This is a genomic window from Desulfatibacillum alkenivorans DSM 16219, assembly GCF_900142135.1.
GTDB classification, from domain to species: Bacteria; Desulfobacterota; Desulfobacteria; order Desulfobacterales; family Desulfatibacillaceae; genus Desulfatibacillum; species Desulfatibacillum alkenivorans.
Genome location: NZ_FQZU01000007.1, coordinates 155,624 through 168,290 on the forward strand (window position 1 = coordinate 155,624; position 12,667 = coordinate 168,290).

A 12,667-nucleotide genomic window follows, 5' to 3' on the forward strand; every position below is an offset into this window, starting at 1 on the left:
TTAGCCCGCCAGGGCGGCTAAACTGCAATGCCCAGCCAGTCCTTGCACAATCTCTGAAAGACCTCGTGAATGTAAACCACTCCGATTACGGTTCCGTTTTCCAAAACCGGTAGGCGGCGGATTTTCTTCCGCACCATGCGATCCACCAGGACCAGGATGTGTTCGTCCGCTTCAGCCGTGGAAGCCTGAGTGCTCATGACATGCCGCACGCTTAAACCCTTGAATCGTTCAATATAAGGCGTAATGTCATCCATATCCATGCCGGCGTTGTCCTCCATATAATTAAAGAACGGGGGCCGCAGGTTGTACAGGATGTCCACCATGGAAATGACGCCGGCCATTCCCCCCACGGGATCGGTGACTATCAGGCTGATGGTTTTGTAGCCCGATTCCCTGACCTTGCCGTGGGCGATTCTTTCCACAGCCTCCATGACCGGCGCGTCCATGGAGATGGTTTCGTATTCCAAATACATCACGTCTTTGGCGGTCAGCTTCATAATTTCCTCCTCCTCCAGAAAAAAAGAGTTTAACCCGGCGAATGAACGCCGGATGGCGTGGAGTATTTCTTTTGATAAAGCGGACGGATGGATTATAACCTGTATAAAGGTCTCAAGGCAAAATCAGATTAAGATTGAAATCAGTGTTCAGAGCCCCGCCGGAGACATCCCCGCCCTTCACCCACAACTCGATAATAGCGCGAGCAAAAAAAGACGGGGCAATGCTGCAGAACCATTCAACGGCTCGGCATGGAGCAATTTGGAATGGATGGGCAGCCAGGCAGGAAATGACGCTGCCTGGGCCGCCCGTTTCAAGGATCAATTTCGGTTCGCAACAGTCCATTGTCCTGGGCCGCGCCACCGTTCGGGGTCATTATTGGCCTATCGGCCCCCGGCATTGCATGCTGCGGCAGGCTTGCTCAAGTGACTGCAATGGTTGAATTTGTTCTGTAGTTGCAGGGCTTGCCCTGCCAAGCGTGCTCTGCACGCCAAGGGAGGCTCTCGTTGAGCGAAGCAATCACGCAACGGGCTTGGTGGCCCACAAGCGGGAATCCTCTAAAGCCTCGCTCCGGTGATGCACGGTCGCCTTGTATTCAGGCGAGTTCACCATCTCGAAAAAGGCCTCGATGGAAGGATATTCCACCAACAAAACCCCGTCCCAATCGCCGTCCCCGATCACCGGCATCATGTACTTGCCGAAATAAATGACCCGGCCGCCGATCTTCTGCACCAGCTTGAGCGTGGCGTCGGAATATTTGGCGTAGGATTCCTGGCCGCCCTCCTTTTTCAATTTAAGCAGGTTGACCATCACAATGGGGCCTTCGTGCTTCATCTGGGAAAGTTCCTTCAACTGCTGTCCGGTGGGTTCGATAAAAGCCATGCGTCTCCTCCTGAGTCGTCAAAGTTGAATTGTTCATCCTGTCCATGCGTTTCGAGCCGCATCATAATATCAAGGGCTCTCCCATTGCAAGAGTGAGTTATACGATCGTGTTGAAAATCCGTTATTGAAATTCTATTTTGCAAGGGAAGGTTTATATTGTATCTATCTATTCTTAATATCAAAATATCAAATAGATTCTTGACTTTTTCCATGCCCCCCTTTATTCTCACTGCCACGGAATTTTGGCCGATTAACCCATGCGGAAGCAGACTATGCCTTCTTATATCAAATCTCAATCCTTTCAATATCACCCCTATTCGCCCGGCTTTACATGAGGCCGGGACCATGCGCCGCCCGGGTTCGGCGTGCGCACCCTATAGTCCTGGTTCGGATTTCGGGGCAGACGGCGGTTAAGGCGCCAAGGCCTCGCATCGCCGGTATTCAGGCCGCCAATGGTTCAGCGGCTCAAGCCGGCAGTCGGGCGAACAGCCCCGAAGGAGGGAATCAGGCTCATGGATGAGGGCGACAAGCCTATAACAACTGCTGAGTTATTGGAACTGCGCGACCAGATGCTGGAGGCCGCGGACAGGGCCATTGCGGGCGATCCGGCGTTGTATCGACAGATACGCCGCATGCTGTGCAAGGTCGTCCACGGAGATGTGGAGATAGGCGACTATTACTCCCTGGCGCTCAACATCGCCCGTTCCCTGGATAAACTGGGGCCGGGCGTTTTCCTGTTCGAGTATTACTCGGAGAACATTCATCCTGAAAAAAAGGGCAAGGCCCGGTTTTTCAGGCCCGAGTGCCAGGATTTGCTGTTTCAGCTTGATTCCATCCAGGAGTTTAAGCGGAAAAAGCGGCCTTTCAAAATCATCAACGGCGGGAAGGGTGACGAGGGAGACGCTTCTCCTCCCGTTTGGCTGCATAACGGTTGATTGCGGAAATTCGGCGAACCGGGGCTCGAAAGCCCCTACGGAAAGATTTGGATAAAAGGAGACAAACCATGTCTAATGATGTTGTGGGATCTGTAATGGTGGTTGGGGGAGGCATTGCAGGCATTCAGGCTTCTCTGGATTTGGCTCAGTCCGGGTACAAGGTGTATATGGTGGAGAAAACCGCTTCCATCGGCGGCGTCATGGCCATGTTGGACAAGACCTTCCCAACCAATGACTGCTCCATGTGCATCATGAGCCCCAAACTGGTGGAGGTGGGCAGGCATCCCAACATCGAATTGATCACTCTGGCGGAAATCCAGGGCATAGAGGGCGCAAAGGGCGACTTTACCGTGAACATCCGTCAGGCGCCCCGTTACGTGGATACGGAAAAATGCATCGCCTGCGGCCAATGCGCGGCCAAATGCCCCAAAAAGGTCACGGACGAATACAACCAGGGCCTCATCAAACGCAAGGCTATCTATGTGCCCTATCCCCAGGCCGTGCCTTTGAAATTCGCCATCGACCCCGAGCAATGCCTCAAGCTGACCAAGGACAAATGCGGCAACTGCGAAAGGGTGTGCCCCGCAGGCGCCATCCTGTACGACGACAAGGAAAAAATCCTGGACATCCACGTGGGCTCCGTAATTCTGGCGCCCGGCTTTTCCGCTTTCGACCCCAAGGGCATCGACGCCTACGCCATGCACCAAAGCAGAAACGTCATGACCTCCCTGGAGTTCGAGCGCATCTTGTCCGCTTCCGGCCCCACGGGCGGCCATCTGGTGAGGCCTTCGGACAGCAAGGAGCCCCTGAGGATAGCCTGGCTCCAATGCGTGGGCTCCCGCGATATCAACCGGTGCGGCAATTCCTATTGCTCGTCCGTCTGCTGCATGTACGCCATCAAACAGGCTATCATCGCCAAGGAGCACGCGCCGTACGAACTGGACTGCTCGGTGTTCTACATGGACATGCGGACCCATGGCAAAGGCTTTGAAGACTGCTACAACGAAGCCCGTGACAAGCACGGCGTAGACTTCAAACGAGCCCGCGTCCACACCATCGATCCCAATGCCGAAACCGGGGATCTTAATCTGCGGTACGTGGACGAAGACGGCAATGTGCTGAACGATGAGTACGACTTGGTCGTCCTGTCCGTAGGTCTGGAAATTTCCGATCCGCTTCGGGAACTGGCCGGCAAGATGGGCGTGGAGCTCACCCCCGGCGGATTCGGCCTGGTGGACTCCTTCTCTCCTGTCGCCTCCAACGTGGACGGCATTTACCTGTGCGGCGCCTTCGCAGGCCCCAAGGACATCCCCCAGTCTGTGGTGGAAGCGGGCAGCGCCGCCCTCATGGCGGGCTCGGCCCTCACAGCCAGCCGCGACACCCTGACCGTAAAAACCGAAATGCCTCCCGAGGTCAATATCAAGGGCGAGCCTCCCCGCGTGGGCGTGTTCGTGTGCCAGTGCGGCATCAACATCGGCGGCGTGGTGGACGTTCCGGCTGTGCGGGATTACGCAGCAACCCTGCCTTATGTGGAATTCTCCGACGACAACCTGTACTCCTGCTCCCAGGACACCCAGGACGCCATGACCAAGCTCATCAAGGAGAAGGGTCTCAACCGCATCGTCGTGGCGGCCTGCTCTCCCAAGACCCACGAGCCCTTATTCCAGGAAACCCTGTCAGCAGCCGGGTTGAACAAATACCTGTTCGAGTTCGTGAACATCCGCAACCAGGACTCTTGGGTTCACAAGGACGATCCCAAAAAAGCCACGGAAAAAGCCAAGGACCTCCTGCGTATGGCGGTGGCCAAGGTGGCCCTGCTCTCGCCATTGGAAGAGTCGCAACTGCTGATCAACCAGCACGCCATGGTGATCGGCGGCGGCATCTCCGGCATTGCGGCGGCCCAGGCGCTTTCGGCCCAGGGCTACGAAACCTCCATCGTGGAGCGCGACTCCAGCCTGGGCGGTCAGGCCAGAAGCCTGTTCAAGACCGCCAAGCACGAGGACATCCAGGAAAAGCTGGGGCGGATGATCCAGGAAGTGGAGGACGATCCCAACATCACGGTGCATCTGAACGCCGAACTGGCCGACGTGACCGGCTTTGTGGGCGCCTTCCAGTCTACCGTTAAAAATGACCAGGGCGAATACGTCCTTGATCACGGCGTGACCATCGTCGCTACGGGCGCTTATGAACTTGAGCCCACGGAATATCTCTACGGCCAGGATCCCCGGATTCTCACGGGCCAGGAAATGGATCGCAAGATGATTGAAAACGATGCGGTCGTCAAAAACGCCGAAACCGCGGTTTTCATCCAGTGCGTTGGCTCCCGCGAGCCCAGCAGGCCCTATTGCTCCCGCCTGTGCTGCACCCATTCCGTGCTGAGCGCCCTGCATCTAAAGGAAATGAATCCCGACATGCAGGTTTACGTCCTGTACCGCGATATCCGCACCTACGGAGAGCGGGAAAACCTGTACAAGGAAGCCCGGGAAAAAGGCGTGATTTTCATCCGCTACAGCGTGGATGACAAGCCCAAGGTCAGCGCCGGCGACTCCAGCCTCACCATTGAGGTGCGGGACCCCATCGCAGGCCTGCCCCTGGCTATCAAGGCGGATTTGCTGACTCTCGCTTCCGCCGTGGTTCCCTATAACGACGAAAGGCTGGCCCAGCAGTTCAAGCTGCCCTTGAACGACCAGGGATTCTTTGTGGAAGCCCACGTCAAGCTGGCGCCTTCCTCCTTCGCCACGGACGGCGTTTTCCTGTGCGGCCTGGCCCATTATCCCAAGCCCATTGACGAAGCCGTGGCCCAGGCCCAGGCGGCGGCCTCGGCGGCAGTCACCCTGTTGTCGCGCAAGTCCATCAACACCAGCGCCAACGTGGCCAAGGTGGATCCCAGGTTCTGCTCATCCTGCATGGTATGCGTGAGCACTTGTCCTTACAGCGCGCCTTCCATGGTGAAGGAAGGACCCAACGCAGGCAAGGCTGAGATCAACCCGGTCCTGTGCAAAGGCTGCGGCCAGTGCGTGGCTTCCTGCCGGTCCGGCGCCCTGCACCTCCAGGGATTTGATACGGATCAGATCCTGGCCCAAATCCGCGAGATGTGCGCGGTGTAAGCGAATAGAAAAAACCGCCGGAGGCTGGCTGCTTGGCAGCCAGCCTCCGGCGGCCGACTTTTGAAATATTTGGGTCAAAACCTTTTATACGGCGCTCCGTACAAGAAGCGTTTTTGCCGCAGGGGCGCTGCTTGCCGCGCCCGTTGTTTTTATAGAGGCCGGGCTTGCCCCGCCCGGTTCTTGGGCGGCCCAGGCAACGGCAGTTTTTTGCCTGGGTGCGAAGCTCAAAAGGTTTGCCGATCCACTTCACCACGCCTCTATTGCAAACTGCATCCCGCAACCCCCCATCATTCCGGCGCTAAAAATTCTAGGTTAAGCAGCGCCCTGTGAAACCCCACATTAGCTTTTTGTCGCCTTTTATCGCTCCAGCATGGCTAATGCTCATGGGGTTAATCCAATAGACGGAAACGGATGGTGCTGCTGGAGGTATTTATTACAAAATAAGTTGACATAGATAATATATTGTAATATTGATTTTCCATGCGATCGCCTTTTTCCTTTTTTGGGAAAGAAGCCAATGAACTGGAAAATCACCCCGAAAATTCTCATCGTCAGCATCCTGCACGTCTCGGATAACAAGGCCATGCCCATCAAGGACATGATCGCCATCGGCAAGTTGTTCGGGTTTACCGGCAACGTTATACGGGTGACGACGGCCCGGTTGGTGCGGGACGGGCGTTTGGAAAACGACGAACGGGGGTTATATCGCATTAAAGACATGGACACGCCCATCAGCCGGTTTGTCAACGCCTGGAAACAGGGTGAGGCTCGGGTGAAGGAATGGGACGGGGCGTGGATTTGCTGCCTGGCCCCTAACGGAACCGCGGGGCGCCGGAAGAAAAACGCCAAGGCCCTGGAGCTTCCGGGATTTCGGGAAGGTTTGCCCGGTTTGTGGGTGCGGCCCGCCAATCTGACCATGGACTTGACTTCCCTTAAAAAGCTGCTTGTGCACCAGGGCATGGACCCGGCCGGAGAATTGTTTGTCGGCCGCGACTTTTCGGAAAAAACCGCGGTCCAGTGGCAAAAAATTCTCTGGCCCGTGGAAGAGCTGGTTCGGGACATGGAACAAGCTCTGGAACGCATTGAAAAAAGCAAGGCCCGCATCCAAGGCCTGCCGCCGGAGAGCGCGCTTATGGAAACCTATCTGGTGGGCACGGAAACGGTGCACATGCTGGTTAAGGATCCTTTGCTGCCTGAAGAAATAATGCCTCCGGTCCATCGCATGAAGCTGGCCGGGGCCATGCTGGAATATAATAAAATCGGCAAGGACGTCTGGGAGCGAGAGGCTTTTGGCCTGCGTTTTTCCCAATCCCCCTCCCACATGGAACTGGAAGGAGTGTAAAGCCATTGAACGCCATACAAAGCCAATTAAAAGCCCTGCATGATGCAGGCAAGCCCGTGCTGGGCTGCTTCCCCTTGTATCCGCCTTTGGAATTGATCCACTCCCTGGGAATCGCCCCGGCGGTGCTGTGGGGATTCAAGCCCTATTTCCCTCAGGTTCCCCTGGCTGACAAACACTTGCAGAATTACGCATGCTCCGTGGGCAGATATCTTGTGGAGTTCGTCTTGCAGGACGCGGGGGAGACTCTGGACGGCCTGTTGATGTACAACGCGTGCGACACCTTGCGGAACCTGCCGGAAATCATTGGCCGGGGCCTGGCAAAGGATGCGGCTTTGCCGCTGCACACCTTCCATGTCCCTGCCGTTTCCATGGAGAGACGCGGCGCCAGGGAATATTTGAAAGATCGCCTGGACGGCCTGATCGCCTGGCTGGAGGCGGCGTTCTCCGTAAAATTCGATCCCGACGCCTTTGAAAAGAGCGTGAACCTGTACGCTGAGATGCGCGGGCTCATGCAAAAGGCCCAGAAGTTCGCCGGGGAAGGCAAGGCCTTGTTTTCTGAATTGGCGGAGCTTTGCGGCAAGCTGAATTTCATGCTGGTGGAGGATCAGATAGCCGCCTTGCAGGACTTTTGCGGCGCCTGCGAGCAAAAGACTCCGGCGCCGGCGGGCTCGCGGGTGGCAATCAGCGGCATCCTGCCGCCTCCGCCGGAAATCCTGAAGGCCATGGAAGGCGCGGGGCTGACGATTGTGGGCGCCGACCTCGCCAACATGCATCGGGCCTGGGCGTATTCTCCAACGCCGAGTAAAGACCCGGCTGCTTATTATGCGGATTTTTACGAAAACCATTTTCCCTGCACAACGCTTCTGCCCACGGCGGACAGACGCCTGCCCGCCCTGGAATCCATGCTGGAGGATTGCCGCGCCGGGGCTTGGATATTCGCCGGGGAGAAGTTTTGCGAACACGAGTATTTTGAACTGCCCTACGTGGAAAAAGCGCTCAAGGCCAAGGGAATCGGCGTGCTTAGCCTGGAGTTCTCCCTGGGCGACGAGCAAAACCTGGGCTCCATGAAAACCCGCATAGAAGCCTTTGCGGAAATGATCGAGAAATAAGGAGGGCGGCATGGCTCAATTTGTCAAAACGGATGCGGGAAAACGGCTGACCCGGCTTATCACCAACGGCTATATGGACAATATCGTCAAGGCCCAGCAAGGCGCCTTTGTGGTGTGGATCGCCATTATCGTTCCTGCGGAGATTTTTGCGGGTTTTGATAACGTAATCTACTGCGTGCCCGAAAGCCATTCCGCCCTGTGCGCGGGAAAAGGCGTGGGCGTCTCTTTGTGCGAAAAGGCGGAAAATCTGGGATACTCCATGGACCTGTGCTCCTACGCACGCATCGACATGGGCTGCCACTTCAACCAGGGCGCGGACTCCCCGGCGGGCGGCCTGCCCAAGCCGGACCTGCTGGTCTCCAATAACAACAACTGCACCTTGCTGGCCAAGTGGTTTGACGTGTACCATCGGGAGTGGGACATCCCCCATTTCATCCTGGATATTCCGTTTTGCTACCAGCCGCAAAAGCAGCGGGACATGGAATACATCGTCAGCCAGTTTCAGGACTTGATTCAGACCGTGGAAAAACTCTCCGGCCAGAAGTTCAACCCGGAAAAAATGGCCCAGGCCTGGGAAAACTCCGTGGAAGCCGCCAAGCATTGGCGGCGTTTTCTGGCGGCGGCCAAAAACAAGCCTTCGGGGATTACGGCCTTTGACTCCTTCGTCCAGATGGCGCCCACCCTGACCATGCGGGGGACGCCGGAACTGGCCGAGCATTACCGCTTTTTGGCCGACGAAACGGAAGCGCGCGTTGACCAGGGGATTGTTCCCGCGCCCAACGAAAAATACCGCCTTTTGTGGGATAACATAGCGCCCTGGCACCAGTTGCGCAAAATGTCCTCCCGCCTGGGAGCGCTGGACGCCAACATCATCGCCGCGTCATACACCTATTGCATCGGCAGCCTGGAAGGGAGCCTGGACCCGCTGGAGTTTGCATCCCTCTCCCCATTGGAAGGCATGGCGAGGGTGCAGAATTTCACCATCTGCCCCCATGGGCTGCAGCTCAGGGGCCAGGCCATGAAACAGGCCATCGAGGAAATGGATATAGACGGCGTGGTTTTCGCCTCCAACCGGAGTTGCAAGGTGTATTCGCTCATGCAAATGGACCAGCAGCGCTACGTGCAGGAGGAACTGGGCGTGCCAACGGTCATGATCGACGTGGATCACGCAGACGAGCGGAAGTACAGCGAGGAAACCGCCTTCGTGCGCCTGGAGGCGCTGCTGGAAAGCATTGATGAGGCCAGGAGGTAAGGGGATGTTTTTTGCAGGCGTAGACATAGGCTCCACATCCACCGAATGCGTGATTCTGAACGAGTCAGGCGAAATTGTCGCTGCGGACATGCGGCCCACGGGCGCAAACAGCGCCAAGGCGGCTCAGGCGGTTTTGGACTCAGCTGTGGAAAAGGCGGGGCTGGACGCTCCGCCCCACCGGATCGTGGCCACGGGCTACGGCCGGGTGAGCGCGCCTTTCGCCCATAAGGTGGTGACGGAAATCACCTGCCACGCCCGGGGCGTGCTGCATCTTTTTCCCCAGGTCAGGACTATCGTGGACGTGGGAGGCCAGGACAGCAAGGTCATCCGCATCGGCCCCAAAGGCAATGTGATCGACTTTGTCATGAACGACAAATGCTCGGCCGGCAGCGGCAGGTTTTTGGAAGTCATGGCCCGGGCTTTGGAGGTCGAATTGGACGACCTGGGGCCGCTGTCGGAAAAAAGCGCCGAGGAAATTTCCATCAGCAGCATGTGCACGGTGTTCGCCGAATCGGAGGTCATATCCCTGGTGGCCAGAGCCGTCCCGGTGGAGGACATTATCAACGGCATTCACAAATCCATTGTCAACCGCCTGGCCAGCCAGATGCAGCGGATGAATCCCGAGCCGGATATTGTCATGACCGGCGGAGTGGCCAAGAATTCCGGGATGGTGAAAAAACTGTCCATGGCTGCCGGGCACACGGTGTTAGTCCCTGAAAATCCCCGCATGACCGGCGCCCTGGGCGCGGCCCTGACGGCCATGGGGTTGGAAAGGGAATAGATATAAAACAAGTTGGGGGCGCCTTTGGGACGCGCAGGGCTTGCCCCGCCGGTTTTTGGGCGCCCCAGGCAACGGCAGTTTGTTGCCTGGGTGCGAAGCACAAAAGGCTTGCCGATCCACTTCCATACGCCTTGATTGCCAATGGCATCCGGCGACCTCCCGTATTCTGCGTGTCTTCGTTCCCCTGGTCCTCCGTGGGAATGTATACCGGCGATGATTCGCGGCAATCGTATGTCATAACGGCTGGGGATCATTCCGCTCTGTAGCTTCAGGGCTTGCCCTGCCATTTTTTTGCTCTTCATTCCCATGCCGAAAATTGTAGGTTGGATAGAGCCCCGCGAAACCCAACAAATTGCCGCCGCGAAGCGGCATCATCAAAAACCCCTAATCGTAGAAGTACGCAAAAAAAATCAATCTGCATTCCATTTTAAAAAAAATTTATGGTATAATTACACAATTATCCATTATAGATATGATAACAATCATCTTTTGTGGATAACAACTATGTCATGGGCGCCGGCCTTGGGCGCTATTGACAGCCTTGCAAACAAAGGGGGGGAAATGATCCAGCTAAAGCGGTTTTTATTGCCGGACATCTTCCAGGCGGCCCAACAAGGAAGGATGCGAACGGTGAAATCCTTTTTGCAAAAAGGGACGCCCGTGGACGTCAGGGACGGAAGCGGCAGAACCCCTTTGATGCATGCCGCCGAGGAAGGCCGCCCCCAAATGGTGCAGTTTTTGCTGGATTCCGGGGCCGATCCAAACGCAGAGGACGATACACAGTTTACGCCATTGGGGCTTGCCGTACATTACTCGCATAATCTTGAATGCGTCAGGTTGCTGATAGATCACGGGGCCGACGTGAACGCCCAGGATGATGAGGGCTTCAGCATCCTCATGTTGGCTGTCGATGACGCTCCATTGGAATTGATTAAAATGCTTGTGGAGGCTGGCGCCGACGTCAACCATCAGGATTGCGAAGGCGACACTCCGCTAATCGTTGCCATGGACGGTTTTTCTTCAGCGCAGGAAATTCAATATTTGCTGGACTCAGGGGCGGACAAGACTATTCGTAACAACGCAGGAAAATGCGCCTATGACGTACTCTATGAAGATGATGACAGTTTTCACGGGCCTGAAATACTGGAACTCGTGCGTTTATAATTATGTAAGGCGGCAATTCATCCGGCAGTCAACGCGTTCCAACCCTCACAAAAAAACGGCCGGATTCCAACGCGGAATCCGGCCGCAATACAACAAAATAAATCTATACACAACAATCCAAAAACAGAATGGCGCCCCCGGCAAGGATCGAACTTGCGACACCAGGATTAGGAATCCTGTGCTCTATCCACTGAGCTACGGGGGCTTTTTCGTCCCGGCCTTCCATATAGGAAAAAAACCGGGCCGCGCCGGATTGTCCGCAAATAAAATCTAACAAACAGCCAACCGGCACGGGCCTTTAGAGCAATATTTAGCGCTGATGTCAAGCCCAAATAAGAATTGATCCGGGCTTTTATGGAAATGCTTCGATATCGCTCGCCCTATAGGGCGATCCGCCTTTTTTCCGGCTTTCAGAGGCCTCCGATCTCCTTTCGGCAGCCGCCTCAGCGAAAATTTTCATAAACGGTCGATTCCTTTAACGGGGTGTAAAGAAAACCGACGCATGCACTTTGACATAACTTTTTATTATAATGAATAAAATCAATTAGATAAATCCTTGTTTGCAGAAATATTCTCCTGGCACGGAGCCTGCTTATATCCATTGTCATGCAAGCCCGGCGGCGTTAACCGGGCAAGGCGGAAAACAGAGCCGGAAGCCCCGCGCATGCCCGGGCCAATTCCACCCGGCGCCATCAGCGGCGAAATATTCACAACCCGAAAAGGGGGTGAGACCATGCTAATAAAGGATTGGATGAAGCAGGACGGAGTCTCGGTCAACACCGACTCCACGGTCAAGGAAGCCAGGCGGCTGATGGAAGTCTGCCACACCCGCACCCTGCCTGTTCTCAAGAAAGGCAAGCTGGTCGGGGTCGTGACGGACCGGGATCTCAAGAGGGCTGCGCCTTCGGACGCCACCACCCTCTCCCGGCATGAAATCGCCTATTTGCAGGAAAAAATAGCAGTCAAGGACGTCATGACCAAGGACCCCGTCACCTTGGCGCCCACGGACACCGTGGAGCAGGCGGCTATGCTTTTTTTGGAGAAGAAAATCTCCGGTGCGCCGGTCATGGACGACAAGGGCCGCCTCATGGGGACCATCACCCAGGACGAGCTTTTCAAGGTGCTGATCACCCTCACCGGCGCCTGGCATCGGGGCATTCAGTTCGGATTTCTTTTGGACGACCGGCCCGGCTCCATCAAGGAGGTTGCAGACATCATTCGGGATTACGACGGCCGAATCCTGAGCATTCTCAGTTCCATGGAAAAGGCGCCCTGGAAAAGCCGGTTCGTGTATATCCGCATCCGGCCCATGGACAAAAATTTGCTGCAGCCTTTGCTCGATGAACTGCGCAAAGTCGCCACTATCCTGTACGTTCTGGATCAGACCGAAGGTTCTCGCCTGACCCTGGGAGCGGATGTGGACGCAGAGCCGGCGGAGGTTGTGTAGAGCTAAAAACAATTTTCCGGTTTGGGGCGGGCGGGCCTTAGGTTTCCCCGTTTTATCCCTGGCGTCTTAGGGAAGAGGGCGATCCTCTTCCCGATGCGTTCCTTCCTGTGTGTGTGAAGGCCAGGCCCGCCTCTGCTTTTTTTCCATTCGTTC

Annotated in this window: 10 protein-coding genes and 1 tRNA gene; 8 read left to right on the forward strand and 3 right to left on the reverse strand. The window is 56.1% G+C overall.

What is annotated here, in order from left to right:
* Nucleotides 1-17: 17 nt before the first annotated feature.
* Together BUE18_RS08415 and BUE18_RS08425 are read right to left on the reverse strand one after the other, a co-directional pair.
* Nucleotides 18-497 (reverse strand): CBS domain-containing protein, encoded by a 480-nt coding sequence (locus tag BUE18_RS08415; protein WP_073474815.1) that lies wholly within the window; start codon nucleotides 495-497, stop codon nucleotides 18-20.
* Between the two features lie 517 nt (nucleotides 498-1,014).
* Complete coding sequence (locus tag BUE18_RS08425; RefSeq protein WP_073474819.1) at nucleotides 1,015-1,377, reverse strand: DUF1330 domain-containing protein; 363 nt, start codon at nucleotides 1,375-1,377, stop codon at nucleotides 1,015-1,017.
* Nucleotides 1,378-1,889: 512 nt separating this feature from the next.
* Here BUE18_RS08425 and BUE18_RS08430 point away from each other — a divergent pair.
* From BUE18_RS08430 to BUE18_RS08460, 7 genes are all read left to right on the forward strand, one after another.
* Complete coding sequence (locus BUE18_RS08430) at nucleotides 1,890-2,312, forward strand: hypothetical protein (RefSeq protein WP_073474821.1); 423 nt, start codon at nucleotides 1,890-1,892, stop codon at nucleotides 2,310-2,312.
* Between the two features lie 68 nt (nucleotides 2,313-2,380).
* Nucleotides 2,381-5,419: an FAD-dependent oxidoreductase gene (locus BUE18_RS08435; RefSeq protein ID WP_073474823.1), complete on the forward strand. Its 3,039-nt coding sequence runs from the start codon at nucleotides 2,381-2,383 to the stop codon at nucleotides 5,417-5,419.
* A 517-nt stretch (nucleotides 5,420-5,936) separates the two neighbouring features.
* On the forward strand, nucleotides 5,937-6,761 hold the full coding sequence (locus BUE18_RS08440; protein ID WP_073474824.1) for a hypothetical protein: 825 nt from the start codon (nucleotides 5,937-5,939) through the stop codon (nucleotides 6,759-6,761).
* 5 nt (nucleotides 6,762-6,766) lie between these two features.
* Entirely contained in the window at nucleotides 6,767-7,870 is a 1,104-nt protein-coding gene (locus BUE18_RS08445) for a 2-hydroxyacyl-CoA dehydratase subunit D (RefSeq protein WP_073474826.1), read from the forward strand.
* 10 nt (nucleotides 7,871-7,880) lie between these two features.
* Nucleotides 7,881-9,122 (forward strand): 2-hydroxyacyl-CoA dehydratase subunit D, encoded by a 1,242-nt coding sequence (locus tag BUE18_RS08450; RefSeq protein WP_073474828.1) that lies wholly within the window; start codon nucleotides 7,881-7,883, stop codon nucleotides 9,120-9,122.
* Nucleotides 9,123-9,126: 4 nt separating this feature from the next.
* Nucleotides 9,127-9,903: an acyl-CoA dehydratase activase gene (locus BUE18_RS08455; RefSeq protein WP_073474830.1), complete on the forward strand. Its 777-nt coding sequence runs from the start codon at nucleotides 9,127-9,129 to the stop codon at nucleotides 9,901-9,903.
* Between the two features lie 561 nt (nucleotides 9,904-10,464).
* Nucleotides 10,465-11,067 (forward strand): ankyrin repeat domain-containing protein, encoded by a 603-nt coding sequence (locus BUE18_RS08460; RefSeq protein ID WP_170868304.1) that lies wholly within the window; start codon nucleotides 10,465-10,467, stop codon nucleotides 11,065-11,067.
* A 129-nt stretch (nucleotides 11,068-11,196) separates the two neighbouring features.
* Here BUE18_RS08460 and BUE18_RS08465 read toward each other — a convergent pair.
* Nucleotides 11,197-11,272: transfer RNA gene (locus BUE18_RS08465), tRNA-Arg, on the reverse strand.
* A 528-nt stretch (nucleotides 11,273-11,800) separates the two neighbouring features.
* On the opposite strand from BUE18_RS08465, the gene BUE18_RS08470 reads away from it, so the two are divergent.
* Entirely contained in the window at nucleotides 11,801-12,514 is a 714-nt protein-coding gene (locus tag BUE18_RS08470; RefSeq protein WP_073474833.1) for a CBS and ACT domain-containing protein, read from the forward strand.
* The last annotated feature ends 153 nt before the right edge of the window (nucleotides 12,515-12,667 follow it).

Excerpts from the sequence above, each read along its gene's own strand:
- BUE18_RS08430 (WP_073474821.1), top strand. The coding sequence starts at position 1,890 with ATGGATGAGGGCGACAAGCCTATAACAACTGCTGAGTTATTGGAACTG.
- BUE18_RS08435 (WP_073474823.1), top strand. The coding sequence starts at position 2,381 with ATGTCTAATGATGTTGTGGGATCTGTAATGGTGGTTGGGGGAGGCATT.
- BUE18_RS08440 (WP_073474824.1), top strand. The coding sequence starts at position 5,937 with ATGAACTGGAAAATCACCCCGAAAATTCTCATCGTCAGCATCCTGCAC.
- BUE18_RS08415 (WP_073474815.1), bottom strand. The coding sequence starts at position 497 with ATGAAGCTGACCGCCAAAGACGTGATGTATTTGGAATACGAAACCATC.
- BUE18_RS08460 (WP_170868304.1), top strand. The coding sequence starts at position 10,465 with ATGATCCAGCTAAAGCGGTTTTTATTGCCGGACATCTTCCAGGCGGCC.
- BUE18_RS08455 (WP_073474830.1), top strand. The coding sequence starts at position 9,127 with ATGTTTTTTGCAGGCGTAGACATAGGCTCCACATCCACCGAATGCGTG.
- BUE18_RS08470 (WP_073474833.1), top strand. The coding sequence starts at position 11,801 with ATGCTAATAAAGGATTGGATGAAGCAGGACGGAGTCTCGGTCAACACC.
- BUE18_RS08425 (WP_073474819.1), bottom strand. The coding sequence starts at position 1,377 with ATGGCTTTTATCGAACCCACCGGACAGCAGTTGAAGGAACTTTCCCAG.
- BUE18_RS08450 (WP_073474828.1), top strand. The coding sequence starts at position 7,881 with ATGGCTCAATTTGTCAAAACGGATGCGGGAAAACGGCTGACCCGGCTT.